Source organism: Roseomonas populi (genome assembly GCF_024594815.1).
Taxonomy (GTDB): Bacteria; Pseudomonadota; Alphaproteobacteria; order Acetobacterales; family Acetobacteraceae; genus Roseomonas; species Roseomonas populi.
This window is the reverse complement of the sequence record NZ_JANJOU010000033.1, coordinates 36397-62964: the sequence shown is the minus strand read 5'-3', so window position 1 is coordinate 62964 and position 26568 is coordinate 36397. Positions and strand designations below refer to the sequence as shown.

Here is a 26568-nt window from a genome sequence, read left to right as displayed (position 1 = left end):
CCGAGAGGGTGCGCACCATCTCCCCCGCTCGCCCCTCAAACCCGCGCACCAGCGTCTCCAGCCCCGCCGCGCGCGCCTCGCGATGCGCGCGGGACGCCTCCGCCTCAGCGGAGAGGCGATCAGCCTCCTTCATGCTGTCGCGGAAGACCGCGACGGCGGAAGCCATCTCCCCGATCTCGTCCCGGCGGCCGGTGCCGGGGATGTCCGCGCCCAGATCGCGGTCCGCCAGGCGGCGCATCGCGGCGGTCATGCCCGTGATCGGGCCGGAGATGCCGCGGACCAGGGCGGTGCCGACCATGAGGCTGAGGAGGACCGCGCCGGCCAGGACGGCGCCGATCCAGGCATGGGCGGAACGGCCCAGCGCCTTTCCGGCCTCGGCCGCGGCTAGGCCGTGGGACATCTGGAAGCTGCGCGCCTCGGCGATGGATTGGCGAAGCCCGGCCAGCGGCTCCGTGGTGCCCCGGAACAGGATCTCGGAGGCGCGGGCGTTGTCGCCGGCACGGGCGGCGGTGACCATGGCCTCGCTCAGCGGGCGGTAGGTGGCCCAGGCGGCCTCGATCCGCTGCAGGATCCCCCGCTCATCGCCCGCGGTGACCAGGGGGCGGTAGCGGGACAGGGCGTCCTCGAACAGCTTATGGCTCTCCACCGCGAGGCCGATGGAATGGGCGCGGCGGTCATCGCTGCGCAGGATCATCTGCGTCTCTCGCGCGCGCAGCTTCTCGAACTCGTTGGTCACGTCGCCCAGGACCTGGGCGCTGGGCAGCCAGTTGTCCGAGAGGTCCGCGATGACGGCGTTCATCCCGTCCATGCGGAGATAGGCGAAGCCACCGAGGCCCGTCAGGGCCGTGAGGAGCAGGCCGAGCGCGAGGAGAATCCTGCCGCGGATCCGCAGCGAGTTGAGGGCGGCTGACATGATGGCTCCGGAAAGGGGAGCGGCCGGCCCGGTGCCGGCAGCGTCACGCCACCTTACGCGCCACCCATCAAGCTTTTCTGAACGGGGGTCACACCGTCAGCAGGCGGCGGACGGCGTCCTCCTCCAGCGCTTGGGCCTCGCCCTCCAGCGCCACCTCGCCGCGGACCATCACGGTGATGCGGTCGGCGAGGTCGCGGGCGAACTCGAAATACTGCTCCACCAGCACCACGGCCATGCCGCGGTCCTTCGCCAGATGGCGGATGACGCGGGCGATATCCTTGATGACGCTGGGCTGGATGCCCTCCGTCGGCTCGTCGAGGATCAGCAGGCGCGGGCGGGCCGTCAGGGCGCGGGCGATGGCGAGCTGCTGCTGCTGGCCGCCGGAGAGGTCGCCGCCGCGGCGGCGGAGGAACTGGCGGAGGATGGGGAAGAGGTCGAAGATCTCCTGCGACACCTTGCTGCCGCGCGGGGCGGCGGCCAGCGCCGTCTCCAGGTTCTCCTGCACGGTGAGGAAGGGGAAGATCTCCCGCCCCTGGGGGACGTAGCCGATGCCGGCGCGGGCGCGGTCGGCGGGGGCCATGCCGGCGATGTCGCGGCCCTCCCACTCGATCCGGCCGCCGCTGATGCGCTCCACCCCCATGACGGAGCGCATGAGGGAGGACTTGCCGACGCCGTTGCGGCCGAGGACGCAGGTGATCTTCCCGGGATCGGCCGAGAGGTTCACGCCGCGCAGGCAGAGGCTGGCGCCGTAGGAGAGGCGGATGTCGGTGGCCCGAAGAGTCATGGTTGGGTCATCGTCCCAGATACACCTCAATCACGCGCGGGTCGTTCTGCACGGTGTCAATGCTGCCTTCCGAGAGCATCGTGCCCTCGTGCAGCACCGTCACCTTGCTGTTCAGCGCGCGGACGAATTCCAGGTCGTGCTCCACCACCACCACGCTGCGTTGGCCTGCAATGCGGCGGAGCAGGGCGGCGGTGTGCTCTGTCTCCTGGTCGGTCATGCCCGCCACGGGCTCGTCCACCAGCAGCAGGTCGGGGTCCTGCATCAGGAGCATGCCGATCTCCAGCCATTGGCGCTGGCCGTGGGAGAGGATGGCGGCGGGGTCCCCCGCGCGGGCGGAGAGGCCGATCTCCTCCATGACGGTCTCGATCCGCTTGCGGGACTCGCCGCCCAGGGCCCAGCGCAGGCAGGACCAGGGATCACGCGGGGCCTTGAGGGCGAGCTCCAGGTTCTCGAACACCGTCAGCGCGTCGAAGACGGTGGGCTTCTGGAACTTGCGGCCGATGCCGAGATTGGCGATGCGGGCCTCGTCCATCCGCGTCAGGTCGGCATCCCCGAACCTGACCGTGCCGGCCGTGGGGCGGGTCTTGCCGGTGATCACGTCCATCATCGTCGTCTTGCCCGCGCCGTTGGGGCCGATGATGGCGCGCAGCTCCCCGGGATCGACGATGAGGGAGAGGTTATTGAGGGCACGGAAGCCGTCGAAGACGACGGAGACGCCGTCCATGTAGAGGCCGGGCTTGCTCACTTCGTGGCCCTCCGGAAGAGGCCGATGAGGCCGCGGGGGAGGAAGACCGTGACAGCGACGAAGAGGCCGCCGAGGACAAAGAGCCAGAGGTCCGGCGCGACGGAGGTGAGCCAGGTCTTCAGCGCATTGACGGAGAAGGCACCCAGCAGCGCCCCGATGAGGGTGCCGCGGCCCCCGACGGCAACCCAGATCACGGCCTCGATCGAGTTGCCCGGGGCGAACTCTCCGGGGTTGATGATGCCGACGAGCGGGACATAGAGGGCGCCCGCCAACCCCGCCAGCACGGCGGAGAGGACGAAGACCGTGAGCTTGAAGGCGGTGACGGAGTAGCCGAGGAAGCGCACCCGGCTCTCCGCATCGCGCACCGCGACGAGGACGCGGCCGAGCTTCGTCCCGACGAGGTGGCGGCAGAGCACCAGCGATCCGGCCAGCAGCGCGAGGGCGGCGTAGAAGAGGCCGGCGCGCGCGGCCTGGGTGTTCAGCGGCACGCCCAGCAACTCCTTGAAGTCGGTGAAGCCGTTGTTGCCGCCGAAGCCCATGTCGTTGCGGAAGAAGGCGAGCATTAGGGCATAGGTCATCGCCTGGGTGATGATGGAGAAGTAGACGCCGGTGATGCGGCTGCGGAAGGAGAGGTAGCCGACAACGAAGGCCAGCAGCCCCGGCACCAGCATCGCCATGAGGATGGCATAGGGGAAGTGGTCGAAGCCCAGCCAGTACCAGGGCAGTTCCCGGTAGCCGAGGAAGACCATGAAGTCCGGCAGCACGGGATGGCCGTAGACGCCGCGCGGGCCGATCAGGCGCATCAGGTGCATGCCCATGGCGTAGCCGCCGAGGGCGAAGAAGGCGCCGTGGCCGAGGGAGAGGATGCCGGCGTAGCCCCAGGCCAGGTCGATCGCCAGCGCCAGCACGGCGTAGCAGATCCACTTGCCCGTGACGGCCACGGTGAAGTCCGAGACGCGGAAGGCGCTGTCGGCGGGCAGGTGGTTCAGCAGGGGCAGCAGGGCGAGAAGCAGGATCGCGATCAGGATCGCGCCGCGCAGGAGCTGCCGGGCGGGGATGCCGCGGGTGGTCCCGGTGGGGGCGGTGGTGGCGCTCATGCCTCGGCCGCCCGGCCCTTGAGGGCGAAGAGGCCGCGCGGGCGGCGCTGGATGAAGAGCATGATGATCACCAGGACGGCCACCTTGGCGAGCACGGCGCCGGCCCAGGGCTCGATGACCTTGTTCAGCACGCCCAGCCCCATGGCGCCGACGAGGGTGCCGATGAGGCTGCCGACGCCGCCGAAGACCACGACCATGAAGCTGTCGATGATGTAGCCTGTGCCGAGGTTGGGGGAGACGTTGTCGATCTGGGAGAGCGCGACGCCCGCCATGCCGGCGAGGCCGGAGCCGAAGGCGAAGGTGAGGGCGTCCACCCGGCCCGTGCGGATGCCCATGGTGGCGGCGGTGCGGCGGTTCTGCACCACCGCGCGCATCTCCAGCCCGAAGCGGGTGAGGCGGATCGCAGCAAGCGTCAGGCCGAGGACGAGGAGGGAGAAGACGATCACCCAGAGGCGGTTCTGCGTGATGTTGATGCCGCCGGGCAGGGAGAGGATGCCCTGCATCCAGGCGGGGGAGAGGACTTCCCGGTTCTGGGCGCCGAAGGCCAGGCGCACGGCCTGCTGCAGGATCATGCCGACGCCGAAGGTCATCAGCAGGGTTTCCAGCGGGCGGCCGTAGAGATGGCGGATCAGCCCGCGCTCCAGCGCCGCGCCCGCGAGGCCCGCCACGAGGAAGGCGGCGGGGACGGAGAGGGGAAGGGACCAGGGCAGCAGCCAGGGGATGCCGCGGCAGGCCTCCTGCACCACGAAGGTGGTGTAGGCGCCGAGCATGACGAACTCGCCATGGGCCATGTTGATCACGCCCATGACGCCGAAGGTGATGGCGAGGCCCAGCGCGGCCAGCAGCAGGACGGAGCCGAGGGAGAGGCCCTGGAACAGGGTCTCGGCGGCGCGCTTGAAGGCCAGGCGGCTGTCGATGGCAGCGACGGCCTTGTCGATATCGGCGGTCAGGTCGGGGTTGGCGGCGCGGGCTTCGAGCAGGAGGGCGCGGGCGTCCTCGGAAGAGGCTTCGCCCAGGGTGGCGATGCCCTGGCGCTTCACCGCGGCATCGGCTGCGACGAGGCGGGAGGCGGCGAGGGCCAGTTGCTGCCGCTCCTTCACGAGCGGCACGGCTTCCCGGGCGATCGCGGCCTCAAGCGGCGCGATGTTGTCGGCGCTGCGGCTGCGGAAGACGGAATCGGCGGCGGCGAGGCGCTCATCCGCGCTGGCAGAGACGAGTTGCAGCCGGCCCAAGGCGCCGCGCAGGGCGGAGCGGACGCGGTTGTTGATGCGGATCGTCTCGGCGGCGGCCGTGTCGGTGGGCTGGCCCGTGGCGGCGTCCTTGCCGTCCGGCAGGATGATCGTGCTGCCATTCTTGCGGAGGGTGCTCTCCGAGAGGGCGCGCAGCACGGGCAGGGCACGCGGGTCGCCCCCGGCGCCCAGGCGCTCCACCGCCTCCGCCTGGGTCCCGAAGCCGCCGGCGAGGCCGGGGAGCGCGTCGAGGAAGGCGTCCTGCGCGGCGGCGGGAAGTGCGAACAGCAGGACCAGGAGAAGGGGAAGGATGCGCGTCATGATCGTGCGGGCGGCGGGTTGCCCCGCCGCCCTCCTTCCTTGTCAGCCCCGACGGTTCTTGTTCTCGGGGATGAAGGGGGACCAGTTCTCGGCGGGGATGGCGTTCGGCGTCTTGTAGACGATGTTGAACTGGCCGTTCTCCATCACCTCGCCGATCATCACGGGCTTGGAGAGGTGGTGGTTGGTGCCCATCACCTCCTCGTAGCCACAGGGCGCCATCACCTTCTGGCCGTACATCGCCTCGCGCACCGCATCCACGCCCGTGGACTTGGCCTTCTCCACGGCCTGCACCCACATGCGGAAGCCGGTGTAGGTGGCTTCCATCGGGTCGTTGGTCACGCGCTTGTCGGACTTGATGTAGTCGGACCACATCTTCTTGAAGGCGGTGTTCGGCGCGCCTTCCACTGACATGAAGTAGTTCCAGGCGGCCAGGTGGCCGACCAGCGGCTTGGTGTCGATGCCGGCCAGCTCCTCCTCACCGACGGAGAAGGCGACGCAGGGGATGTCCTCGGCCTTGATGCCCTGGTTGCCCAGCTCGCGGTAGAAGGGAACGTTGGCGTCGCCGTTGATGGTGGAGACGATGGCGGTCTTCTTGCCCTCGCCCGCGAAGCGCTTCACGCGGGAGACGATGCCCTGCCAGTCGGAGTGACCGAAGGGCGTGTACTCCTCCATGATGTCGGCATCCGCGACGCCCTTGCTGTTCAGGTAGGCGCGCAGGATGCGGTTGGTGGTGCGGGGATAGACGTAGTCCGTGCCCAGCAGCGCGATGCGCTTGGCCTCGCCGCCATCCTTGCCCATCAGGTATTCCACGGCCGGGATCGCCTGCTGGTTCGGGGCGGCGCCGGTGTAGAAGACGTTCTTGGACTGCTCCTCGCCCTCGTACTGCACGGGGTAGAAGAGAAGGCCGTTCAGCTCCTCGAAGACCGGCAGGACGGACTTGCGGGAGACCGAGGTCCAGCAGCCGAAGACCACGTCGCACTTGGAGACGGCCAGCAGCTCCCGCGCCTTCTCGGCGAAGAGGGGCCAGTTGGAGGCGGGGTCCACCACCACGGCCTCCAGACGGCGGCCCATCACGCCGCCCTTCTTGTTTTGGTCCTCCACCATCATCAGCACGGTGTCGCGCAGCGCCGTCTCGCTGATCGCCATGGTGCCGGAGAGGGAGTGGAGGACGCCGACCTTGATCGGGGCTCCCTGGGCGAAGGCGGGGCGGATGGCGGGCAGGGCCAGGGCGCCGCCCAGGCCGGCCAGGGCGGCGCGGCGGGTGATATTCACGTTCATTCTTCTCGCGTCCCACAAGGGCCGGTGCGCCCGCGGGGCTTCCGCGGCGGGCCGGTCTGCAAGCAAGGGTTGCGAGAAGCGTGCCAGGGCGGTGGGGCCTGCCTAGTCGGGCCTGCTGGCGCCTGTTTGGGCAGTCCGGCCCATCCCTGCGCCATTCCTTGGCATGGCGGAATGGACGGGCCGTAACCTGTTACAGGTCCCCCATCCAGCGCGGCAGGGCCAGCGCGATCTCCGGCACGAAGGTGACGGCGAGCAGCACGGCCGTCATCGCCAGCAGGAACCACCAGACCCAGACCATGGTGCTCTCCATGGTGCAGCCGGCGATGCGGCAGGTGACCATGAGGTTCACGGCGGTGGGCGGGGTGAAGGCGCCGATGGCGACGTTCATGGTGATGATCACGCCGAACCAGGTCAGGTCCCAGTGGAACAGGGCGGCGATGGGCAGGAGGATGGGGAGGAAGATGAGGTAGGTGGAGATGGCGTCCAGCGCCGTGCCGGCAATCATCAGTAGCACGGTGATGGCGAGCAGCATGACCGTCTCGTTCGTGGTCAGGCCGATCAGCAGGGTTGCCAGCGCGTCGAAGATGCCGGCGGCACTGCCGGCATGGGCGTAGATGGCGGCGAGGGCGATGATGAGGAGGACGACGGCGGAGATCTCCGCGCTGTCGCGCAGCACCTCGTAGATGTCGCGCCAGGAGAGGCTGCGATAGACCACCACGCCGACGAAGAGTCCGTAGAAGACGGCGACCACCGCGGCCTCCGTGGGCGTGAAGGCGCCGGAGCGCAGGCCGCCGAGGATCACCACCGGCGCGGCAAGGCCCCAAAGGGCATCGAGGAAGGAGCGCCAGAGGCGGGCGGCGGTGAGGGGCGGGCGGGCGGAGCGGGGCTCCGGCAGGCCGAAGCCGCCGCGGCGGGCGAGCCAGACGGCGGGGATGATAAGGGCGAGGCCGGAGAGGATGCCGGGCACCACGCCAGCTAGGAAGAGCGCGGGGACGGAGACGCCCGGCACCAGCACGGCATAGACGATGAAGGGGATGGAGGGCGGGATCAGCACGTCCGTCGATCCGCCCGCCGCTGTGAGGGAGGCGACGTAGGAGGGCGGGTAGCCCTGGCGCAGCATGGGCGGGACCATCACGGCGGCCACCGCCGCCGCATCCGCCGCGCCGGAGCCGCTGACGCCGCCGAGGATCATGCAGAGGAGCACGGCGACGATGGCCAGCGCGCCCGTGCGGTTGCCCACGAGGAGCTGGGCGAAGCCGACCATGCGCGCGGCGACGCCCGCCCGCTCGAATACCATCCCGGCGAGGACGAACATGGGCAGGGCGAGGAGGGGGTATTTGGCGATGCCCGTCCAGATGTTGGTGGGCAGGGCCATGGCGCCCATGCCCTCCATCGCGATGACCAGGAAACCGGTGAGGCCCATGGCGACGCCGATCGGCACGCCGACAAGCATGAGCAGGATGAAGAGGCCGACGAGGAGGAGGATGGCGAGCGTCACGCGCGGGCCACCCGGATCATGCGGCCGATCAGGCGCGCGCAGATGACGAGGGACATGAGCGGCATCCAGCCCGTGTAGAGCCATTGCGGCACGCCGAGGCCGGGGGAGAGGACCTCGAAGCGGTACTCGTCCCAGGTGTAGAAGGCGCCGAACCAGGCGAGCGACCCGAAGACGAAGAGGCCGCAGAGGAGGACGAGGATCTCCACCATGCGGGCGGTGCGGATCGGCAGCTTCTCGGTGAAGTAGGTGACGCGGATGTGGCGGTCCGCCCCGAAGGCGGCGGCGCTGCCGAGGAAGGTCATCACCACCATGATCGCCACCGAGTACTCCTCGGTGAAGGCGATGGAGACGTCCGTCAGGTAGCGCATGGCGACGTTGGCCATGGTGATGACGGCCAGCACCGCCATGGCGGCGGCGGCCAGCGCGCCCTCTAGGGTGATGGGAACGCGCGGCGGGGCCTCCCCGAGCTGGAGGCCCGGGGCCTGGATATCGGCGTGCTCGGTCATGCGGTGCGGTGGGTCAGCTCACACGGGCGATGGCGGCCTCGGCCTTGCGGACGAGGTCGGTGCCGACGGTCTGCGCCCACTTGTCGTAGACAGGTTTCGTGGCCTGCGCGAAGGCGCGCTTCTCGGCGGCGGAAAGGTCGATCACCTCAACGCCGCGGCGGGCGCATTCCTCCAGCGAGGAGCGGTCGCTGCTGGGCGGAACGCCCAGGCCCTTGCGGGCGGCGTTGTTGCCGGCCTGCCCCGCCTCCCGCGCCGCCTCCACCACGATCTCGCGGTCCCGGGGCTCCAGGCTGGCGAGAACGGGCTTGCTGATGGAGACGATGCCGGCATCGGCGCAGTAGTTCCACATGGTCAGGTGCTTCTGCGCCAGCGTGTCCATGCGGAAGCCGAGGAAGAGGTTCACCGGGTTCTCCTGCCCGTCCACCGCGCCGGTGGAGAGGGCGGGCTGCAGGTCCGCGAAGGACATCTGCACGGGGTTGGCGCCGAGGGCGGTGTAGATCTCGGAGAAGATAGCGCCGGCGGCGAAGCGGATCTTCAGGCCGCGCAGGTCGGCGGGGGCGCGGATGGGGCGCTTGCTGTTGCTGATCTCGCGGAAGCCGTTCTCGCCCCAGGCCAGGGGCTCGATGTCGCGCTGGGCCAGGGTGCGGAACAGGGCGGCGCCCACCTCGCTCGCCACCAGCGCGTCGAAGGCGGCGTGGTTCGGCAGGAGGAAGGGGAGGGAGAAGAGGTTCATCTCCCGCACCTGGGGGGAGATGTTGATGGTGGAGAAGACGGCGCCGTCGATCACGCCCTGGCGGATCGCTACCAGCTCCCGCGTCTGGTCGCCGCCGACGAGGGAGGAGCCGGGATAGACCTTGAAGTTCAGCCGGCCCTCGCTGCGCTGGTTTACCAGGTCGGCCCAGACGAAGGCGGATTCCGAGAGGGCGATCGGGCGATTGCCGACCACCGTGATCTTGTATTCCGGCTTGTAGCGGGTCTGGGCCCGCAGCAGCCGCGGCGCGGCCAGCACGGGCAGGGCGGCGGCGGCCGAGAGCAAGGCTCGCCGGTTCATGGGCTGGGTCAATGCTTCCTCCCCCGGATCGTTGCGCGCACTCTGCGAGGGGAGGGCGGCGGCGGCAAGAGGGTGGCCGGGCGCCGCCCGCCGTGCGCTGCCGGGCAGGATCGGCGGCCGAGGCGGGACCGCAGCGCGGCGGCCCGGCCCGCGAGGGGGGTGGAGTCCTTGCCAAGGTGCGCCGCGCAGTCCGCGCGCCTTGGACCGTCACCTGCCCGGTGGCCTGCCGGCGGCCGGGCAGGGCCGCCGGAAGGGATCAGGCGTAGTTGGAAAGGGTTGTGTAGACGCCCCCGTAGCCGAAGCCGATGATGTCGTCGTGCCCGTCGCCGTTCACGTCGGCCAGCTCACGCGGGACGACGGCGTTGCTGGCCCAGCCGCCGGCCGAGGCACCGAAATCCGCGACCTGCAGCGCCATCGGCCCGAAATGGCCGCCCCCCGTGGCGAGGGAGGCGTAGGCGCCCCCGTAGCCGAAGCCGATGATGTCGGCCATGCCGTCGCCGTTCACGTCCGCCATCTCGCGGGGGAGGAGGGTGTTGTTGACCCAACCGCCGCTGTTGGCGCCGAAGGCGCCCAGCTCGAAGCTGGGGCCGGCGAAATGGCCGCCGCCGGTGGCGAGGGAGACGTACACCCCGTTGAAGCCGAAGCCGATGATGTCGTCCATGCCGTCGCCGTTCACGTCGGCCAGCTCGCGCGGCAGGAGATTGTCACTGACCCAGCCGCCGTTATTGGCGCCGAAGGCGCCCAGCTCGAAGCTGGGGCCGGCGAAATGGCCGCCGCCAGTGGCAAGGGAGACGTACACCCCGTTGAAGCCGAAGCCGACGATGTCGTCCATGCCGTCGCCGTTCACGTCGCCCATCTTGCGGGGAAGGACGTCGCTGCTGACCCAGCCGCCGCTGTTGGCTCCGAAGGCGCCCAGCTCGATGGTAGGGCCGGCGAAGTGGCCGCCACCGGTGGCGAGGGAGACAAGGACCCCATTGAAGCCGAAGCCGACGATGTCGGCCATGCCATCGCCGTTCACGTCGGCCAGCTCGCGCGGCAGGAGATTGTCGCTGACCCAGCCGCCGTTGCTGGCACCGAAGGCGCCCAGCTCGAAGCTGGGGGCGGCGAAGGCACCGAAGCCCGTGGCGAGCGAGACGAGGACGCCCCCGTAGCCGAAGCCGACAATGTCGGCCATGCCGTCGCCATTCACGTCCGCGAGGTGGCGGGGAACGAGGTCGTTGTTGACCCAGCCACCGGCAGAGGGCGCGAAATTCCCAAGGACAAGACCAACCGGGTGGAAGGCGGGGTCGTCCTCCCGCAGGATACCGACCCCGACGGCGTTGCTGAAGGAGGCATTGTTGGTGGCGCCGGAGAGGACGACGGCAAAGGTCTCGTTCGGGTCATGCATGCCATCCCCGAGGACGGCGACGGAGATCGTCTTCGACGTGGCGCCGCTCTCGAAGAACAGGGTGCCGGAGGTCGCGACATAGTCGGTGCCGGCCCGCGCCGCGCCATCCGACGTGGCGTAGTTCACGGAGAAGGCGGAGGTCCCGCCACTGCGGCTGACCGTGAAGTTCGCGAAGGTCGTGCCCCCCGTGCCTTCCGTGAGGACGACGTTGTTGATGGTCACCGCGCCGGGCCAGCTGCTGGCGGATCCGTAGATGGACCGGATGCCGGCGATGTCGTCGGCCTGGGGCGTGAGGGCGGCGTTGTGGTAGGCGTACATGATGGCGTTGGGGTCTGAGGAGTGGCCCAGCCCCAGCGCGTGCCCGATCTCATGCGTGGCGACGGCGAGGAAGGTGCTGGCGTTCCAGAAGCTGCCCTCGGCGCTGTCGAAGACGATGTCGCCGGCCGTGGCCACGTTGGCGGGGTTCGTATAGGAGGACGGGTAGAAGGCGGATCCCAGAACGCTGCTGTAGGGGTGGCCATCCACGTAGCCGCCGGCGATGCGGATGTTCGCGGAAAGGCCGGTGCCGATGTTGCCGCCGCCATCGGCCACCTGGACGAAGGTGATGTTCGCCACGGACGACCAGGCGGCGAAAGCCTGCGCGAGGACGGCGTTGTAGTCGAAGGACAGGAAGCTCGACAGCGACACGGTGCTGCCGGTGAAGAAATTGTAGGTGCCCGTCGTGTTGGCGAGCCCCGATCCGGCGATGCTCCAGGTCACCACGCCCCCGGCCGTGCCGTAGCTTCGGGAGGCGCCCCACTTGCCGTAGAAGGCCGTGTAGTCCTCCGGCTGCTCCACCGGCGCCGGGCCGGTCAGGTCGTAGAAGGAGTGGGGTTCAGGGGCGGCCTGCGGGGCGGGGAAGGAGTCGGACACCGTGTTCTCGTTTCACTCGGCATTTTCGGGTGCATGAGCCGGCGGCCGAGGGTCCGCGCTGACCGGGATGCCGTCTCCGGGCCAGAATATCAGCGGAATGTTCCGCACGTCAGCCCTTGACACCCGCGACGGAAAATCAGCCCGCCGGCTCCTCCAACACCCGGGAGAGCCGGATCAGGTCCTGGGTGTGCGGGTGCACCGCCCGGCCGGCGCGGAGGGCGGCCTCGTCCAGCTGCTCCACGATCTGGCCGCCCTGCATCACCGCCAGCCGGCCGCAGAGATGGGCGACGACCGCCAGGTTGTGCGAGACGAGGATGCAGGTGAGGCCCCGCGCGGCGCGGAGATCGGCCAGGAGGTTCAGGACCTCGGCCTGGACGGAGACGTCGAGCGCGCTGGTGGGCTCGTCCAGCAGCAGCACGCGGGGGTCAGCCACCAGGGCGCGGGCGATGGCCACGCGCTGCCGCTGGCCGCCCGAGAGCTGGTGGGGGTAGCGGAAGCGCGCCGTGCGGGGCAGGGCCACCTCCTCCAGCGCGCGGGCGATGCGGGCGTCGGCGTCTTTCACCCCGTGGACGACCAGGGGCTCCGAGAGGATGCGGTCCACCGTCTGGCGGGGGTGGAGGGAGCCGTAGGGGTCCTGGAACACCATCTGGACGGTGCGGAAGAAGGCGCGGTCGCGCTTCCGGCCGAGGGACTGGCCGTCCACGGCGATGCGGCCGGTCCAGTCCGTGACAAGGCCGGCGATGGCCCGCAGCACGGTGGACTTGCCGCTGCCGCTCTCGCCCACGAGGCCGAAGGTTTCGCCCTGGCCTACCTGGAACGAGACGCCGCGCACCGCGTGGTTGGCGCCGAAGCGGATGTCCAGCTTCTGCACGTCGATCATGGGCGGGGCGCCAGCCAGGCGGGGTCGCGCCGCAGGGTGGGCAGGCGTTCCCGCCGCTCTGAAAGGCTGGGCAGGCATTCCAGCAACCCGCGCGTGTAGGCGTGGCGGGCGTGGTGCAACTCGGCGGCGGGCAGCTCCTCCATCACCTGGCCGGCATACATCACCGCCACGCGGTCGCAGAAGCGGGCGACGAGGGGGAGGTCGTGGCTGATGAGCATCAGCGCCATGCCGCGCCGGTCCACCTGCTCCTCGATGAGGGAGAGGATTTCCGCCTGCACACTGGCGTCGAGGGCGGAGGTGGGCTCGTCCGCGATCAGCAGCTCCGGGTCGGGGGCGAGCATCATGGCGATCATCACCCGCTGGCCCATGCCGCCGGAGAGTTCGTGCGGGTAGGCATCATGGACGCGGCGGGGGTCGCGGATGCGGACGGATTCCAGCAGGGCCAGGGCGGCGTCGCGCGCCTCCCGCCGGCCCAGGCGCTTGTGGGCACGCAGCGCCTCCGCGATCTGGGCACCCGCGGTCATCACGGGGTTCAGGCTGTATTTCGGGTCCTGCAGGATCAGGCCGATGCGGCCGCCGCGCAGGGCGCGCATCTCCCGCTCGCCCGCCTGCAGGATGTCCGTGGTGCCGAAGCGCAGCACGTCCGCCCGCACCTTCGCGCTGCCGGGCAGGAGGCGCATCAGGGCGCGGCCCGTCACGGACTTGCCGGACCCGCTCTCCCCCACGATGCCCAGCTTCTCCCGCCCGATGGCGAAGGAGACGCCGCGTACGGCGTGGGTGACGCCGGTAGCGGAGGGGAAGTCGACGTGGAGGTTCCGCACCGCCACCAGGGGCTCATCGGTGATCATCGCTGCTTCGGGTCCAGCACGTCCCGCAGCCCATCGCCCAGCAGGTTGAAGGCGAGGGAGGCGGCGAAGATGGCGATGCCGGGCATCAGCGCCACCCACCACTGCTCCAGGATGAAGCGGCGGGCCGTCGCGATCATCGTGCCCCATTCCGGCAGGGGCGGCTGGGCGCCGAGGCCGAGGAAGCCGAGGCCAGCGGCGGTGAGGATGATGGAGGACATGTCCAGCGTGACGCGCACGACGAGGGACGGCAGGCACATCGGCATGACGTGGCGCATCACGATCCGGGCGGGTGAGGCGCCCGTCATCCGCGCGGCGGCCACGTAGTCCGTGCGGCGGATGGTCAGCGTCTCCGCGCGGGCGAGGCGGGCATAGGGCGGCCAGGCGGTGAGGGCGATGGCGATCACCGCGCTCTCCACCCCCGGCTTCATGGCGGCCACGAAGGCGAGGGCCAGGATCAGGCGGGGGAAGGCGAGGAACACGTCCGTGACCCGCATCAGCAGCCGGTCCCAGATGCCGCCGGCATAGCCGGCGATACAGCCCACCAGCAGGCCCAGCGGGGCCACCAGCAGCACCACCGCCACCACCATCCCCAGCGTGATCCGGCCGCCGTAGAGAAGGCGGGACCAGACGTCCCGCCCCAGCTCGTCCGTGCCGAGCCAGTGCGCGGCGGAAGGGGCGGCGAGGCGGTTGCCGAGTTCCTGCGCGCCCGGGTCATGGGTAGCGAGGAGCGGCGCCAGCAGGGCCAGCAGCAGCAGGACGACGACCACGCCCAGCCCCACCATGGCCAGAGGGTTGCGGCGGAAGGCGAGCCAGGCCTGGTAGCGGCGGCCCCAGGCGGCCTGGCTGCGCGAGGCGGGGGTGTCCGTCAGCAGCCAGTCGCGGCGCGAGGGGGCGGCGCCGGGCTGTGGCGGCGGGGGCGCCAGGGCGGCTTCCGGCGCCGTGTCCGGCACGGGCTCCAGCGCCGCGGTAGGGGTGGCGGCATCCGCGATGGGGCTGTCCTTGCTCATCGCGTGCGCGGGTCCATCAGGCGGTAGAGCAGGTCGGCCAGCAGGTTCAGCACCACGTAGATCAGTCCCACGACGAGGGTGGCGCCGAGCACCGCGTTCATGTCCGCGTTCAGGAGGGAGACGGTGAGGTACTGCCCGAGGCCCGGCCAGGCGAAGATCGTCTCCGTCAGCACCGCGCCCTCCAGCAGCCCGGCATAGGTGAGGAAGATCACTGTCACCAGCGGCACGGCGGTGTTGCGGAAGGCGTGGCGCCAGACGATCCGCATGGGGGAGAGGCCCTTGGCGCGGGCGGTGATGACGTACTCGCTCCGCAGCTCCGCCAGCATGAAGGCACGGGTCATGCGGGCGATGTAGGCAAGCGAGAAGAAGGCGAGGATCCCGGCGGGCTGGATCAGGTGCAGCACCGCGTCCTGAAAGGCGGGCCAGTCGCCGGCCAGGATCGTGTCGAGCGTCAGGATGCCCGTGACCGGCTCCACCATGTCCTGAAAGACGATGCCCTGGCGGCCGGGGCCAGGCAGCCAGCCCAGCCAGGCGTAGAAGACGAGCAGCGAGATGAGGGCGAGGACGAAGACGGGCAGGGAATGGCCCGCAAGGCAGAAGACCCGCACCGCTTGGTCTACCCAGGAGCCCTGGCGCGTGGCGGCGAGGACGCCGAGGCCGATACCCAGCACCGCGGCGATGAGGATGGCCAGCGTCGCCAGCTCGAAGGTGGCGGGGAAGTAGCGGGCGATGTCCTCCCAAACCGTGTTGGAGGTCATCACGGAGCGGCCGAGATTGCCGGAGAGGATGTCCGTCAGGTAGCGCCAGAACTGGGCGTAGAGGGGCTGGTCCAGGCCCAGCTCCACCCGCGCGCGCGCCACCACGTCGGCGGGCGCGCGGTCCCCCACCACGGCCAGCACCGGGTCGATCGGCACCACGCGGCCGATGAAGAAGGTGACGACGGCCAGGCCAAGGAGGGTGATGGGGATGCTGGCGGCGGTGGCCGCCAGCGCCCGGAGACGCGCGAGGGGCATCAGGCCTTGGTGATGCCGGCGTAGGCGGTGCGGTCGTTCAGCACGCCGATCTGCACGCCCTTCACCGTGTTGCGGGCAACGGCCACCTCAAGGTCCTGCAGCATGATGGCGAAGGGGCTCTGCTGCTGATGATCGCGCTGCAGGGCCTCGTACATCGACACCCGCTTCTCTCCATCCGTCTCCTTCACGGCCGCGATGGTGCGGGCGGTCAGCTCGGGGATGTTCCAGGCGGAGCGCCAGGCGAGGGTCTTGTTGCGCGCATCGTCCCCGTTGTCGGGGTTCATGCTGAAGGCCTCGGCGTTGCTGTGCGGGTCGAAGTAGTCGGACCCCCAGCGCAGCAGGGCGAGGTCGTGCTGGCGCGCGCGGGTCTTGGTGATGACCGCGCGCATCTCGCCCGGCAGCATGCGGGCGCGGATGCCGATGGCGGCCAGGTTGGCCTGCACGGCCTGGGCGATGTCGTTCACCGGCGGGCCGGAGAAGAAGTCGAACCCGATCTCAACGCCGTCCGCGTGGCCGGCCTCGGCGAGGAGCTTCTTGGCCGCGGCCACGTCGGCCTTGAAGGGCTTCTCCGTCAGCGCGCCCGGCAGGCCCTCCGGCAGGAAGGCCTGGTGCACGGCGTAATTGTTCGGGACGATGTTGCGCTGGATACCCTCGTAGTCGATCGCCCACTTGATGGCCTGCCGGACCTGCGGCTTGGACAGGATGGGGTGCTTCTGGTTCATGGCGATGTAAAGCAGGCCCGCCTTGCGCTGCGTGACCACGGTGTAGCGGCTATCGCCCTGCGCCGACTTGATCTGATCAGAGGCGAGGTTGCGCGCCACGTCGTAGTCGCCGCGCTGCAGGCCGAGAAGCTGCGCGGAGGGATCGGCGACATGGCGCAGGATGATGCGGCGGGTCGCCGGCGCCTTCGCGGCGTTCGCGTTGGCGTCCAGCGTCACCGCCTCGCTCGCGCGCCAGGAGACGATGCGGTAGGGCCCGCTGCCGGCGGAGTTGCCCTTCAGCCAGGCATTGCCCCAGTCGTCGCCCTGGGCGCGCGAGGCGACGGTGGCCTTCTCCACGATGCTGCCGACGGCCGCGGAGAGGCAGTAGAGCAGGAAGGAGGTGGCGGTGGGCTCGGCGGTGGTCAGCACCACCGTGCGCGGGTCCGTGGCGCGGATGGTCTGCGCCATGTTGTCCCTGGTGAAGCCGAACTGGTTGATGATGAAGGCCGGGCTCTTGTTCAGCGCCACCACCCGCTGGAGGGAGTAGACCACGTCCTCCGCCGTCGCCTCCTTGCCGGAGGCGAACTTCTGGCCGGTCCTCAGCGTGAAGGTGAAGGTCTTCGCGTCGTCGCTCGCGGTCCAGCTCTCCGCGAGGTCGCCGACGAGGCGGGAGGGATCCTCGGCCGAGGTGGTGGCGAGCTTCTGGTAGACGTTGCCGCAGACCTCGGTGCCCGTGAACTCAAAGCTCTCGGCGGGGTCGAGCGAGATGACGTCGTCGATCTGCTTCGCCATCACCAGCACGCCGGGCGGGGTCTGGCCCCAGGCGGCGCGGATCGTGGCGTCCCAGCCCAGGAAGGCGGCGCCCGAGGCGGCGAGGAGGTTGCGGCGGCTGGGCATGGCTCGTCTCCGGCAGGGATTCGCGTGTTTGTACGAGGCTGGACCGCCGCGCGACACCGTGCCAAGCGCATAGGATGGATTTCTGGCAAGGTTTTGAACCCGCCCCGGACACGCCGCCTCATCGGGACAGCGTGGCCCTGGCCATGCCGGACGGCTCCGCCCTGCGCCTGCCGCTGCGTGACTACGGGGATGTGGCGGTCACCGGGCTGATCGCGAACCAGACCTCCTTCGCCGTGCAGCGGCGCCTGGCGGGCTGGATGGCCGATGCGGCGCGGCCGCTGGGGGCGGAGGCGGTGTGCGGCCTGCCCACGCTGGGCCATGCCCTGGCGCCGCTGGTGGCCGAGGCGCTGGGGCACCCGAACTGGGTGGCAGCCGGCTACTCCCGCAAGCGCTGGTACGAGGAGGCGCTCTCCGCCTCCGTCTCCTCCTCCACCGCGCCGGGGCAGCGGCGGATCTGGCTCGACCCGCGCGTGCTGCACCGGCTCCAGGGCCGCCGCGTGCTGCTGATCGACGATGTGATCAGCACCGGCACCTCCGCCCTGGCCGGGCTGGCGCTGCTGGCGAAGGCTGGGGTGCGGCCGGTCGGCCTCCTCGTGGCGATGGCGCAAGGGGACCGCTGGGTGGCGGGCTGGCCGGGGGACGTGCCGGTCCTCGCGGCCTTCGCGGCGCCGCTGCTGCGGCCGGTGCCGGGCGGCTGGGCGCCGGACCCATCGACCGTTCCGGCCGTGCACCTTCCCTGACAAGCGCGTGCGCCATTCAAAAGTCATTGCGGTGGAGTGGACACGCCTGATCTGATCGCCGGATCAGCAGAGGGCAGGTCCATGCGGCGTCGGTCCCTTCTCGCGGCGAGCGGCGCCGCGATGCTTCCCACCGCAGGCCCCGCGCGCGCTGAGGAGGCGGTGGACCTGCTGCTGGTGCTGGCGGTGGACGTCTCCCGCTCCATCGATGACGACGAGGCGCGGCTGCAGCGCGAGGGCTATCGCAACGCCATTACCGATCCGCGCGTGGTGGAGGCGATCCGCTCCGGCATGACCGGGGCGATCGCGGTGGCCTATGTCGAGTGGGCGGGATCGGACTACCAGCGGCTGGTGATCCCCTGGACGCATATCGGCAGCCAGGCGGAGGCGGAGGGCTGGGCCCTGGCGCTGGAGCAGGCGCCGCGCGTCGCGCTCTCCTGGACATCCATCTCCGGCGGGCTGGATTTCTCCTTGCGCACCCTCTCGGAAAGCCCGTTTGAGGGAACCCGGCGCGTGATCGACGTCTCCGGCGACGGGGTGAACAACAGCGGCCAGCCCGTGGAGAGCGTGCGCGACCGGGTAGTGGCGGAGGGCGTGACGATCAACGGGCTGCCGATCATCAACGACCGCCCGACCTTCGGGAGGCCGTCGCCTATCCCGCTGGACGCCTACTACCGGGAATCGGTGATCGGAGGGGACGGCGCCTTCCTGATCGCGGCCGAGGACTTCGAGGCCTTCGGCAACGCGGTTCGCCGAAAGCTGGTGCGCGAGATCGCGGGATTGCCGGGGCCGGTCTTCGGATAGGACCGGCCCGCGGCGCGGGTCAGGCGATCCGGGTCAGCGCTCGATCTCTTCCACGACGATGCCGAAGGCGGCCAGGCCTTCGGCCAGCAGGTCGCCGAGCAGGTCCATGCCCATGAGGTAGCCGGCCGTGTCGGCCTCGTTGCGCTCCCGGGCAAGGCCCAGCGCCTCGCCCCACTCGTCCGGCTCGTAGTCGCCCCGGCCAACCCAGGCGAGGGCGATGAGGGCGGCCTGCTCGTCCTCGTTCAGCTCCTCAATCAGGGTCTCCAGGTTCTCGCCGGTCAGGTCGGGCTTGGCGTCGTCGGCATTCTCCATCTCGACGTCCTCGTTCAGCTCGTCCTCCTCCGTCTCGTCGGAGGCGCGGGCCGCGTCGATGATGTTGGCGACCGCCTGGACGCTGATGCCGAGATCCACCTCGTCATCGTCGTCCTGGGGAGAAACGCCGGGGATTCCGGTGGGCTTGTCGCTCATCTGGTCGCTCCTGGGAGGGCCTGATCGGGTGTTTGGATTGTCGCCGCCCGCCCAACGCTTGACCCGCCTTTCGGCTTCGCGAGAAACCGCCGCCACGACTCCGCGTTCATTCCGCAGAGGGCGACGCAAGAAGCGACGCTAACTAGTTGATCTGGAATGGAAGAGGGGGTCGGGGATGCGGAATTGGGGAACGATCGCACTCTTCGGAATGCTGGCTGGGGCTGTGGCTTTTGCGCCATCTGCAAGCGCGCAGGACGCTCCGGCCTTCGTTAATGCCACCATGTGCGACGTGGCGGCCCCGATCTCCTCCGGCGCGACCATCTTCTCCCGCCAGGTTCGGGCGGAGCGGCCCGTGGCGGCCCCGTCCCGCCGCCGCGCCCCGGCCGCCCGGCCGGCGCCGCGCAAGCCGGTGGAGCAGGCCGCGGAGGCCGAGGCCCCCGCCGCCGAGGCCGCGGCGGTTCTCTACCCGGCCGTGCACTTCTGCGTCTCGCCGGCCGGCGCCGCGAAGCCCGTCCGCTACACCTGATCAGGCCGACCAATCCGGCGCAAAGGCCGGATTCACGAGGCGCTGGTCTTTTGGCAGCGCATCCAGCTCCGCTACATCCGCATCGGTGAGCTGACCCGCGAGGGCCAGTGCCTCCAGGTTCGCGCGCTGACTCTCCGGGCGTGAGGCCTTGGGAATGGCAGCCACGCCATCCTGCCGCAGCAGCCAGGCCAGTGCGACCTGCCCGGCGCCGGTGCCGTGGCGCGCGGCCACGGCCTGGATGACCGGGTTCTCCGTCATCACGCCGCGGCCGAGTGGGGAATACGCGGTCAGCACGATGTTGTTGGGCCGGGTGATGTCCAGCAGCCGGTCCTGCGAGAGCTGGGCATGGTACTCCACCTGGTTCGCCGCGATCGGCGCGCCTGTCTCGATGGCGCGCTTCAGCAGATGCGGCGGGAAGTTCGCCACGCCGATCGCGCGGGTCAGGCCTTCCTCGCGCAGCCGGGTCATGTCGTGCATCACGCGATGCAGATCCATGTCGGCGGCCGGCCAGTGCACGAGGTAAAGGTCCAGGTAGTCCGTGCCGAGCTTGCGGAGGGAGGTCTCGCAGGCCTGGCGGATCTCGCCGGGGCTGAGATGGTCCCACCAAACCTTGCTGGTCACGAAAATGTCTTTGCGCGGCAGGCCGGAGGCGTGGAGGCCTGCCCCGACTTCCGCCTCGTTGCCGTACATCTCGGCCGTGTCCAGGGCGCGGTAGCCCATGGCCAGGGCCGATTCCACGGCGGCCTGCCCCGCCGGCCCGGTCAGGCGGTAGGTGCCCAGGCCGAGGCGGGGAATGGAGAGGAGGGGGGTCGTGATGCGATCGCTCATGACCCCAGGGTGGGGCTGGCCTAGCGCTTCGCCAAGTCGATGAGCCCGGCAAAGCCGGATTCCGTGCCGAAGGCGAGGTGCGTGCCGGCCGCGTTCCAGGCCAGCGCCGAGATGGCGCCGCGCCCGGGCGCCGCGACGGGCACCACCTTGCCGGAGGCGATCTCCGCCATCAGCACCAGCCCGTCCTGGAACCCCGCCACCACCACCTCGTGCTGCGGGTGGCAGGCGACGCGGGTGCAGATCACCTGGTCGCCGCCCGCGATCTCCGTCGGCGCCTTGCCCATGGGGCCACCGCCGAAGAAGGGCCAGAGCACAACCGAATCCGCGCCCGACGAGGCCAGCCAGCGGCCCTTGGCGGTGAAGGAAAGGGAGTGGGTCTTCGCGGGGTAGCCGGACATCCGCATGTGCTGGCTATCCGTCAGGCGCCAGCCGTGCAGCGCGTTCTCCTGCATCCCCGTGACTACGTTCTGGCCATCGGGGGAGACGGCGATGGCGTGGTGGCTGCCCTTCCACTCCAGCACGCGCGGCTTGTCCTCCTTCGCGCCCACGAACCAGGAGGAGACGCCGTTGTAGTGGGAGGCGAAGACGCGCTTGCCCTTGGCGTCGATCGCCACGCCGCCGACGGTGGAGGGGTGCGGGCCGAGGGTCTTCAGCTTGGCACCCTTGCCGTCCAGCAGGTGGACGTTCTTGCCCACCGCGATCGCGCGCAGCCCGGAGGGATGGGCGGCGAGGTGCGCCACCCACTTCATCATTCCGAAATCGGAGACGACCTCCACCGTGCCGTCCGGCGCGACGTGCAGCAGCTTGCCGTCGTCGCCGCCGGAGAGCAGGCCGTCGGCGCTGTCCGGGATCATGTTGAGGACGGCGCCGTCATGCGCTTCCAGCTTCCGCCACTCCCCCGTATGGTCCGCGGGGGTGGCGAGGTGGATGCTGCCATCCGAGAGGGCGAAGGCGGCGGAGCGCCCCTCCTTCCCGAAAGCGACGTCGGCCACCCAGGCGCCGAGCTCGCGCCCGGTGCCGCGCTGGTCCAGCAGGAAATCCGCGTCCGCAACGTCCGACATGTTCAGGCCGCCGTGGATTCGAAGCCGCGGCGCAGCTTGGGCCGGTTCAGGTCGCGCCCGATGAAGACGATGCGGGACTTGCGCGGATCGCCCTCCTTCCAATCGCCGATGTAGTCGCCGTCAGCGATCATGTGCACGGCCTGGAAGGCGAAGCGCCGGTCGTCGCCCTTGTAGTGCAGGATGCCCTTCGTCCGCAGCAGGTCCTGGCCCTTGGTCTGGAGCAGCTCGCCGATCCAGGCGTTGAACTTCTCGGGGTCAACCGGCTTGTCGAGCTCGAAGGAGACGGACTGCACGGCGCTGTCGTGGCTGTGCTCGTCGTCGCCGGAGAGGAACTCGGGCTCCCGCGCCAGGATGCGGTCCAGGCTGAAGGCGTCGCGGCCGATCACGGCGTCCAGCGGCACCTCGGACTTGATGGCGCGGCGGATCTCCACGGTCGGGTTGATGGCGCGGATGCGGCGCTCCACCTCGTCCGCCTCCTCCGCGCTCACGAGATCCATCTTGTTCAGCACGATCACGTCGGCGAAGGCCACCTGGTCCTCCGCCTCCGGGCTGTCGCCCAGGCGGGTGAGGAGGTGCTTGGCGTCCACGACAGTCACGATGGCGTCCAGGCGCGTGGCGCGCTTCACGTCCTCGTCCACGAAGAAGGTCTGGGCGACGGGGGCGGGGTTCGCCAGGCCCGTGGTCTCCACGATGATGCCGTCGAACCGGTCGCGGCGCTTCATCAGCCCGCCGATGATGCGGATCAGGTCGCCGCGCACGGTGCAGCAGATGCACCCGTTGTTCATCTCGAACACTTCCTCGTCCGCGTCGATGACGAGGTCCTGGTCCACGCCCATCTCGCCGAACTCGTTGATCACCACCGCGAACTTGCGGCCGTGATTCTCCGTGAGAATACGGTTCAGCAGGGTGGTCTTGCCGGCGCCGAGATAGCCGGTGAGGACGGTAACGGGGGTAGGAGCGGTTTCGGACATGAGGGGTGCCTTCGGGCAAGTCTCGGTGGCCCTCGGGGGAGGGCCGCTTCGCCGCGTTATATGGTATCGGGGTGGCCGATTGAACCGGGCCCGGGGTTCATGCGTTTGTCCCGCCATCCGCATGGCAGGAGACCGATCCGATGCCCCGTGGTGACAAATCCGCCTATACCGACAAGCAGAAGCGCATGGCCGAGCACATCGAGGATTCCTACGAATCCCGGGGCGTGCCGGAGGAAGAGGCGGAGCGCCGCGCCTGGGCGACCGTCAACAAGGAGACGGGCGGGGGCAAGAAGAGCGGCTCCGGCCGCGGCAAGCCGATGAACAAGGAGCCGTCGCGGACAGGCGGCAAGCGGGGCGGGGCCGCCAGCGCGGCACGGCCGGCGAGCGACCGCTCTGCCTCGGCCAAGAAGGCGGCCGCCCGGCGCACGCCGGAGGAGCGTTCGGCCGCCGCGAAGAAGGCCGCGGCCACCCGCAAGCGGAACGCCGAGCGCAAGAGCGCCTGAAGGTCCCAGCCCCGGACCGCCGCCGCGGCGCCGCCCTTCGATCATCCTATCTGCGGCAGCCCGATCGCGGGGTCCGGGGTGGCCGTTGCCACCCCGGCGGAGGGTCTGGGAAGTAGAGCCTCCCAGGGCCAGGCGCGCCCCCCCTGTTCAGCCCGGCAGGGGCTTCCTGTCCGCCTTCTCCATCGCTGCCTGGGCGGCGCCCGGGCTCTGCGCGCCGGAAACGGCGGCCTTCAGGCAGGCCATGACGGCCGCGTGGAGAGAGGATGTGTAGTAGTCGGCCCCCACGGCCTTCGCGAGGCTGGCATCGGTCAGCACCGCATCGCCCTCGGGCCAGAGGCCGACCAGCAGCGGCACGCCCGGCAGGTGCTGGCGCAGGCGGCGCAGCAGGTAGCGCAGATGCGCGGGACTGCCGGAGATGTCGAGGTAGGAGACGCAGACCATCGCGACCCCCGCCGTCTCCAGCCGCCCGACCTGCTCACGCGAGCTGGCCTCGTGCGGCACCACGCGGGCGCCGAGGCCGTGCTTGGCGAGAAGCTGGGAGAGCATGGCGGAGGCGGCCTCGTCCAGGGGGCCGCGACCGGCGAGGCAGAGGACGGATGTCTCCGAGCCCCAGTTGCCCGCGCGTTCGGCACGGGGCGGCAGGACGATGTCCGGGGCGGGCTGGCTCGGCACGGCCTTCTCGTCCGCCGTCCGCCCGGCCGGCATCGCCTCGGGCTCCGCCTTCTGCGGCTTCGGGGGCGGGTCGCCGTCCGGCACGTCCGACAGGTCGTTCACCAGCCCGTTCACGGCGTTCCGGATGCGCTCCAGGCGCCCCGGCGGCAGCACGCCGCGCTCCGCGTCGTTCGCGGCCAGGCGCAGGCCCTTGAGGGCTACCTCGTCGTAGTAGGAGGTGAGGGATCGGTCCTGCAGCAGCGTCTCGGCCTGGGAGAGGGCCTCGTCCGTGTCGCCGGCCAGGATGCGCTGGTAGAAGTTCTCCACGGGGGTCAGGGCGGGGCGGTCGCCCAGCATGACGTCGAGGAATTCCAGCCGCTCCACGTGCCGCCCGAGCACGACGAGGCACAGGGTGAGCGGCGTGGCCAGGATCAGGCCGATCGGACCCCAGAGCCAGGTCCAGAAGATGGCGGCCACGATCACGGAGACCGGCGAGAGGCCGGTGGAATGGCCGTATACCATGGGCTCCACCACCTGGCCCATGACGGATTCCGTGACGAGGAAGAGGACGCCGGTCCAGATCACCATCGACCAGCCCGGCTCCGTGGCCGCGGCCAGCACCAGGGGCATGGCCGCGGCGAGGATGGATCCGACATAGGGCACGAAGCGGAAGAGCGCGGCCAGGATGCCCCAGACGATCGGGCTGGGCACGCCGATGATGAAGAGCCCGATGGCGACCAGCACGCCGAAGGAGCCGTTCAGCATGAGTTGGGCGAGGAAGTACTTACTGAGGCGCCGCCCGGCATCGTCCAGCGCCTCGGTGGTGCGGTGGAGGTCGCTGGAGCCGAAGAGGCGGATCAGCCGGTCCCGCAGGTCCTCCTGCTGGAGGAGGACAAAGACGGCGACGATGAAGACGATGAAGGTCGTCTCCAGCGGGCCAAGGACGGGCGAGACGATCTTGCGGGCCAGTTCGACCGCGGAGGATTCGCCGGGGCGGATCTCCACCGGCACGGGGCGGCGCTCGTCGCCTCCACCCAGCCCGGGCAGGGCCGGGGTGGCGGGGATCGTCCCCTCCGGCCCACGAGGGTCCGGGGCCGGGGCCGGCGCTGGGGGCGCCGCCTCGTTGCTCAGGCGGCGGGAGAAGTCGCGGATGCGGCCGAAAACGGTGTCCTGCGCGGCCTCCACCTTCTCCTGCACCGCGCTCTGGTAGCGGGGCGCGTCCCGGGCCAGGCCGGCGATCTGCACGCCGATGATGCTGCCGATCAGCAGGATCAGGCCCAGCGCCAGCAGCACGGAGAGCAGCACCGCCGGCACGCGCGGCAGCCGCAGGCGGCGGAGGAGGCCGACCAGGGGCGCGAGGACGAAGGAGAGAAGGATGGCGAGGGTGATGGGGATCAGCACCTCGCGCGCCAGGTAGAGCCCGGCGACAACGACGACCCCCACCACCACGGTGAGCAGATGGCCCAGCTCCGGGCTGGACGGCGGCGGAACCTGGGCGGGCGGGCGCCCCTCGGGCGCCAGGGTGGTGCTCATGGGCGCGGCGGGCTCCGTCGTTCAGGATGCCCAACGCCACGCGGCGAACGCAGGTTACGGAGGGGGAGCCGAGGCTCCCCCTGTCCGCCTCAGTGAATGGCGTGGATCGCGTCGCTCAGGGTGCCGAAGATACGGTCCACATGCGGCTTCTCGATGATCAACGGCGGGGAGAGGGCCACGATGTCGCCCGTCACGCGCACCAGGACGCCGTCGTCGAAGCACTTGCGGAAGATGTCCATTGCGCGGGTGCCGGGCTTGCCTTCGCGCGGGGCGAGCTCAATGCCGGCGATGAGGCCGAAGTCGCGGATGTCCACCACGCCCGGCGCGCTCTTCAGCGAGTGCGCGGCCTCCTGCCAGTAGGGCTCGATCGCCCGCGCCCGGCCGGGCAGGTCCTCCTCCCGGTGCAGGGCGAGGGTGGCGATGGCGGCGGCCGAGGCGAGCGGGTGGCCGGAATAGGTGTAGCCGTGGAACAGCTCGATCCCGGCAGCGGAGTTGTTCACCACCGTGTCGTAGATCTCGTTGGAGGTGGCCACCGCCCCCATCGGCACGGCTGCGTTGGTCAGGCCCTTCGCCATGGTCATGATGTCCGGTGTCACGCCCAGGCGCTCCGCCCCGAAATCCGTGCCGAGGCGGCCGAAGCCGGTGATCACCTCGTCATAGATCAGCAGGATGCCGTTGGCGTCGCAGATCTCGCGCAGGCGCTCCAGGTAGCCCTTCGGCGGCACCAGCACGCCGGTGGAGCCCGCCACCGGCTCCACCATCACGGCGGCAATGGTGTCGCCATGCAGGGCGACCAGGTCCTGCAGGCGGTTCGCCAGCTCCACCCCGTGCTCCGGCTGGCCCTTGGTGAAGGCGTTGCGGGCAGGGTCGTGGGTGTGGGGCAGGTGGTCCACGTAGGGGAGCATGGCGCCGAACTGCTTGCGGTTGCCGCCAATGCCGCCCACCGACATGCCGCCGAAGCCCACGCCGTGGTAGCCGCGCTCCCGCCCGATCAGGCGCACGCGCTGGGCCTGGCCGCGGGCGCGCTGGTAGGCCAGGGCGATCTTGAGGGCCGTGTCCGCGCTCTCGCTGCCCGAATTGGTGAAGAAGACCTTGTCCAGGCCCGCCGGCGTCATCTCCGCCACGCGCGCCGCCGCCTCGAAGGCAATGGGGTGGCCGAGCTGGAAGGTGGGGGCGAAGTCCATCACCGCGGCCTGCTTCTGGATGGCCTCCGTGATCTCGCGGCGGCCGTGGCCGGCGTTGCAGCACCACAGGCCCGCCGTGCCGTCCAGCACCTCGCGACCTTCCGGCGTGAAGTAGGACATCCCCTCCGCCCGCGCGAGCATGCGGGGCGTGCCCTTGAAGTGCCGGTTGTCGGAGAAGGGCATCCAGAACGAGTCGAGGTTGTTCGGACGCGAGGGGGACATCTCGTTCATCGCA

25 protein-coding genes are annotated in these 26568 nt (G+C 70.4%); 4 read left to right on the top strand and 21 right to left on the bottom strand.

Annotated features, from left to right (window positions below; translation table 11 throughout):
* The 15 genes from NRP21_RS25500 to NRP21_RS25430 all read right to left on the bottom strand — a co-directional run.
* Nucleotides 1–913 (bottom strand): MCP four helix bundle domain-containing protein (locus NRP21_RS25500; protein ID WP_257719056.1); only part of this gene is annotated, 913 nt, incomplete at its 3' end.
* Between the two features lie 88 nt (nucleotides 914–1001).
* Nucleotides 1002–1697 carry an urea ABC transporter ATP-binding subunit UrtE gene (gene urtE, locus NRP21_RS25495; protein ID WP_257719055.1) on the bottom strand — a complete coding sequence of 232 codons (696 nt, stop codon included), beginning with the start codon at nucleotides 1695–1697 and terminating at the stop codon, nucleotides 1002–1004.
* Nucleotides 1698–1704: 7 nt separating this feature from the next.
* A complete protein-coding gene (gene urtD, locus NRP21_RS25490) occupies nucleotides 1705–2421 on the bottom strand; it encodes an urea ABC transporter ATP-binding protein UrtD (protein WP_257719059.1) in 717 nt (238 codons plus the stop codon).
* A 17-nt stretch (nucleotides 2422–2438) separates the two neighbouring features.
* Nucleotides 2439–3539: an urea ABC transporter permease subunit UrtC gene (urtC, locus tag NRP21_RS25485; RefSeq protein WP_257719054.1), complete on the bottom strand. Its 1101-nt coding sequence runs from the start codon at nucleotides 3537–3539 to the stop codon at nucleotides 2439–2441.
* Nucleotides 3536–5089 (bottom strand): urea ABC transporter permease subunit UrtB, encoded by a 1554-nt coding sequence (urtB, locus tag NRP21_RS25480; RefSeq protein ID WP_257719053.1) that lies wholly within the window; start codon nucleotides 5087–5089, stop codon nucleotides 3536–3538. Before urtB ends, urtC begins: the two co-directional genes overlap by 4 nt.
* Before the next feature lie 42 nt (nucleotides 5090–5131).
* Complete coding sequence (urtA, locus tag NRP21_RS25475) at nucleotides 5132–6367, bottom strand: urea ABC transporter substrate-binding protein (protein WP_408639663.1); 1236 nt, start codon at nucleotides 6365–6367, stop codon at nucleotides 5132–5134.
* A 190-nt stretch (nucleotides 6368–6557) separates the two neighbouring features.
* A complete protein-coding gene (locus tag NRP21_RS25470; RefSeq protein ID WP_257719051.1) occupies nucleotides 6558–7865 on the bottom strand; it encodes a TRAP transporter large permease in 1308 nt (435 codons plus the stop codon).
* Nucleotides 7862–8371, bottom strand: coding sequence for a TRAP transporter small permease (locus NRP21_RS25465; RefSeq protein WP_257719050.1), 510 nt, complete (start codon nucleotides 8369–8371; stop codon nucleotides 7862–7864). The genes NRP21_RS25470 and NRP21_RS25465 overlap by 4 nt, the downstream gene beginning before the upstream one ends.
* 13 nt (nucleotides 8372–8384) lie before the next feature.
* Nucleotides 8385–9422: a TRAP transporter substrate-binding protein DctP gene (dctP, locus tag NRP21_RS25460; protein ID WP_257719049.1), complete on the bottom strand. Its 1038-nt coding sequence runs from the start codon at nucleotides 9420–9422 to the stop codon at nucleotides 8385–8387.
* Nucleotides 9423–9678: 256 nt separating this feature from the next.
* Nucleotides 9679–11721, bottom strand: coding sequence for a matrixin family metalloprotease (locus NRP21_RS25455; RefSeq protein WP_257719048.1), 2043 nt, complete (start codon nucleotides 11719–11721; stop codon nucleotides 9679–9681).
* A gap of 136 nt (nucleotides 11722–11857) precedes the next feature.
* A complete protein-coding gene (locus NRP21_RS25450) occupies nucleotides 11858–12601 on the bottom strand; it encodes an ABC transporter ATP-binding protein (RefSeq protein ID WP_257719047.1) in 744 nt (247 codons plus the stop codon).
* Nucleotides 12598–13449, bottom strand: coding sequence for an ABC transporter ATP-binding protein (locus NRP21_RS25445; RefSeq protein ID WP_257719046.1), 852 nt, complete (start codon nucleotides 13447–13449; stop codon nucleotides 12598–12600). Before NRP21_RS25445 ends, NRP21_RS25450 begins: the two co-directional genes overlap by 4 nt.
* Nucleotides 13446–14456: an ABC transporter permease gene (locus NRP21_RS25440; RefSeq protein ID WP_257719045.1), complete on the bottom strand. Its 1011-nt coding sequence runs from the start codon at nucleotides 14454–14456 to the stop codon at nucleotides 13446–13448. Before NRP21_RS25440 ends, NRP21_RS25445 begins: the two co-directional genes overlap by 4 nt.
* Complete coding sequence (locus NRP21_RS25435) at nucleotides 14453–15469, bottom strand: ABC transporter permease (RefSeq protein WP_257719044.1); 1017 nt, start codon at nucleotides 15467–15469, stop codon at nucleotides 14453–14455. The genes NRP21_RS25440 and NRP21_RS25435 overlap by 4 nt, the downstream gene beginning before the upstream one ends.
* Nucleotides 15469–17067, bottom strand: coding sequence for an ABC transporter substrate-binding protein (locus tag NRP21_RS25430; RefSeq protein WP_257719043.1), 1599 nt, complete (start codon nucleotides 17065–17067; stop codon nucleotides 15469–15471). The genes NRP21_RS25435 and NRP21_RS25430 overlap by 1 nt, the downstream gene beginning before the upstream one ends.
* Before the next feature lie 74 nt (nucleotides 17068–17141).
* Here NRP21_RS25430 and NRP21_RS25425 point away from each other — a divergent pair, with 74 nt between their 5' ends.
* Complete coding sequence (locus NRP21_RS25425; protein WP_257719042.1) at nucleotides 17142–17807, top strand: phosphoribosyltransferase; 666 nt, start codon at nucleotides 17142–17144, stop codon at nucleotides 17805–17807.
* An 81-nt stretch (nucleotides 17808–17888) separates the two neighbouring features.
* The gene (locus tag NRP21_RS25420; protein WP_257719041.1) at nucleotides 17889–18608 is read left to right on the top strand and encodes a DUF1194 domain-containing protein; all 720 of its coding nucleotides are present in this window, start codon (nucleotides 17889–17891) and stop codon (nucleotides 18606–18608) included.
* Between the two features lie 33 nt (nucleotides 18609–18641).
* Here the strand turns inward: NRP21_RS25420 and NRP21_RS25415 are convergent, their stop codons facing one another.
* On the bottom strand, nucleotides 18642–19076 hold the full coding sequence (locus NRP21_RS25415) for a DUF3775 domain-containing protein (RefSeq protein ID WP_257719040.1): 435 nt from the start codon (nucleotides 19074–19076) through the stop codon (nucleotides 18642–18644).
* 280 nt (nucleotides 19077–19356) lie between these two features.
* On the opposite strand from NRP21_RS25415, the gene NRP21_RS25410 reads away from it, so the two are divergent.
* A complete protein-coding gene (locus NRP21_RS25410; RefSeq protein ID WP_257719039.1) occupies nucleotides 19357–19602 on the top strand; it encodes a hypothetical protein in 246 nt (81 codons plus the stop codon).
* Here the strand turns inward: NRP21_RS25410 and NRP21_RS25405 are convergent, their stop codons facing one another.
* Genes NRP21_RS25405 through NRP21_RS25395 form a run of 3 tightly spaced genes read right to left on the bottom strand, consistent with a single transcriptional unit; the run spans nucleotide 19603 to nucleotide 22462 of the window.
* Nucleotides 19603–20430: an aldo/keto reductase gene (locus NRP21_RS25405; protein WP_257719038.1), complete on the bottom strand. Its 828-nt coding sequence runs from the start codon at nucleotides 20428–20430 to the stop codon at nucleotides 19603–19605.
* 20 nt (nucleotides 20431–20450) lie between these two features.
* Entirely contained in the window at nucleotides 20451–21491 is a 1041-nt protein-coding gene (locus NRP21_RS25400; RefSeq protein ID WP_257719037.1) for a WD40 repeat domain-containing protein, read from the bottom strand.
* A gap of 2 nt (nucleotides 21492–21493) precedes the next feature.
* Entirely contained in the window at nucleotides 21494–22462 is a 969-nt protein-coding gene (locus NRP21_RS25395; RefSeq protein ID WP_257719036.1) for a CobW family GTP-binding protein, read from the bottom strand.
* A 140-nt stretch (nucleotides 22463–22602) separates the two neighbouring features.
* Between NRP21_RS25395 and NRP21_RS25390 the strand changes: the two genes are divergently transcribed.
* A complete protein-coding gene (locus NRP21_RS25390) occupies nucleotides 22603–22965 on the top strand; it encodes a plasmid stabilization protein (RefSeq protein WP_257719035.1) in 363 nt (120 codons plus the stop codon).
* A 147-nt stretch (nucleotides 22966–23112) separates the two neighbouring features.
* Here NRP21_RS25390 and NRP21_RS25385 read toward each other — a convergent pair whose 3' ends face one another.
* Nucleotides 23113–25149 (bottom strand): AI-2E family transporter, encoded by a 2037-nt coding sequence (locus NRP21_RS25385; protein WP_257719034.1) that lies wholly within the window; start codon nucleotides 25147–25149, stop codon nucleotides 23113–23115.
* A gap of 89 nt (nucleotides 25150–25238) precedes the next feature.
* The gene (locus NRP21_RS25380) at nucleotides 25239–26564 is read right to left on the bottom strand and encodes an aspartate aminotransferase family protein (protein WP_257719033.1); all 1326 of its coding nucleotides are present in this window, start codon (nucleotides 26562–26564) and stop codon (nucleotides 25239–25241) included.
* Between the last annotated feature and the right edge of the window lie 4 nt (nucleotides 26565–26568).

Bases quoted from the DNA above. Each gene is read 5' to 3' on its own strand.
- urtE (WP_257719055.1), bottom strand. From the start codon at position 1,697: ATGACTCTTCGGGCCACCGACATCCGCCTCTCCTACGGCGCCAGCCTC.
- urtD (WP_257719059.1), bottom strand. From the start codon at position 2,421: ATGGACGGCGTCTCCGTCGTCTTCGACGGCTTCCGTGCCCTCAATAAC.
- urtC (WP_257719054.1), bottom strand. From the start codon at position 3,539: ATGAGCGCCACCACCGCCCCCACCGGGACCACCCGCGGCATCCCCGCC.
- urtB (WP_257719053.1), bottom strand. From the start codon at position 5,089: ATGACGCGCATCCTTCCCCTTCTCCTGGTCCTGCTGTTCGCACTTCCC.
- urtA (WP_408639663.1), bottom strand. From the start codon at position 6,367: ATGAACGTGAATATCACCCGCCGCGCCGCCCTGGCCGGCCTGGGCGGC.
- NRP21_RS25465 (WP_257719050.1), bottom strand. From the start codon at position 8,371: ATGACCGAGCACGCCGATATCCAGGCCCCGGGCCTCCAGCTCGGGGAG.
- dctP (WP_257719049.1), bottom strand. From the start codon at position 9,422: ATGAACCGGCGAGCCTTGCTCTCGGCCGCCGCCGCCCTGCCCGTGCTG.
- NRP21_RS25450 (WP_257719047.1), bottom strand. From the start codon at position 12,601: ATGATCGACGTGCAGAAGCTGGACATCCGCTTCGGCGCCAACCACGCG.
- NRP21_RS25445 (WP_257719046.1), bottom strand. From the start codon at position 13,449: ATGATCACCGATGAGCCCCTGGTGGCGGTGCGGAACCTCCACGTCGAC.
- NRP21_RS25440 (WP_257719045.1), bottom strand. From the start codon at position 14,456: ATGAGCAAGGACAGCCCCATCGCGGATGCCGCCACCCCTACCGCGGCG.
- NRP21_RS25435 (WP_257719044.1), bottom strand. From the start codon at position 15,469: ATGCCCCTCGCGCGTCTCCGGGCGCTGGCGGCCACCGCCGCCAGCATC.
- NRP21_RS25430 (WP_257719043.1), bottom strand. From the start codon at position 17,067: ATGCCCAGCCGCCGCAACCTCCTCGCCGCCTCGGGCGCCGCCTTCCTG.
- NRP21_RS25425 (WP_257719042.1), top strand. From the start codon at position 17,142: ATGGATTTCTGGCAAGGTTTTGAACCCGCCCCGGACACGCCGCCTCAT.
- NRP21_RS25420 (WP_257719041.1), top strand. From the start codon at position 17,889: ATGCGGCGTCGGTCCCTTCTCGCGGCGAGCGGCGCCGCGATGCTTCCC.
- NRP21_RS25415 (WP_257719040.1), bottom strand. From the start codon at position 19,076: ATGAGCGACAAGCCCACCGGAATCCCCGGCGTTTCTCCCCAGGACGAC.
- NRP21_RS25410 (WP_257719039.1), top strand. From the start codon at position 19,357: ATGTGCGACGTGGCGGCCCCGATCTCCTCCGGCGCGACCATCTTCTCC.
- NRP21_RS25405 (WP_257719038.1), bottom strand. From the start codon at position 20,430: ATGAGCGATCGCATCACGACCCCCCTCCTCTCCATTCCCCGCCTCGGC.
- NRP21_RS25400 (WP_257719037.1), bottom strand. From the start codon at position 21,491: ATGTCGGACGTTGCGGACGCGGATTTCCTGCTGGACCAGCGCGGCACC.
- NRP21_RS25395 (WP_257719036.1), bottom strand. From the start codon at position 22,462: ATGTCCGAAACCGCTCCTACCCCCGTTACCGTCCTCACCGGCTATCTC.
- NRP21_RS25390 (WP_257719035.1), top strand. From the start codon at position 22,603: ATGCCCCGTGGTGACAAATCCGCCTATACCGACAAGCAGAAGCGCATG.
- NRP21_RS25385 (WP_257719034.1), bottom strand. From the start codon at position 25,149: ATGAGCACCACCCTGGCGCCCGAGGGGCGCCCGCCCGCCCAGGTTCCG.
- NRP21_RS25380 (WP_257719033.1), bottom strand. From the start codon at position 26,564: ATGAACGAGATGTCCCCCTCGCGTCCGAACAACCTCGACTCGTTCTGG.